The sequence below is a fragment of the Salegentibacter maritimus genome, assembly GCF_016236975.1.
Taxonomy (GTDB): domain Bacteria; phylum Bacteroidota; class Bacteroidia; order Flavobacteriales; family Flavobacteriaceae; genus Salegentibacter; species Salegentibacter maritimus.
Genome location: NZ_JAEHNY010000052.1, coordinates 1 through 224 on the forward strand (window position 1 = coordinate 1; position 224 = coordinate 224).

Annotated in this window: 1 protein-coding gene; it reads right to left on the bottom strand. The window is 41.1% G+C overall.

The genetic code is table 11. The annotated features are described in order from the left end of the window. On the bottom strand, positions 1–224 hold a 224-nt coding region (locus I6U50_RS15835; protein ID WP_198639566.1), incomplete at both ends, for a hypothetical protein.

Consider the following 224-nt stretch of genomic DNA (forward strand, 5'->3'; position numbering starts at 1 on the left):
GTGATACTCTCTCCATTATCGTTGGTGAAGGTATAACTACCTCCCCCATTTTCGGTATAGCTGGTAGTATTGGCATCAAAGTCTATAATATTACCCTCTGCATCGGTATAGGTGAAAGTACCGTCCCCATTATCAGTCAGGTCAATATTACCTAAATCGGCATTGGTATCTTCAAGGTTCTGCTGAATCTCATCTAAAGCATCCTGTACATTGGTAGAGGTTAA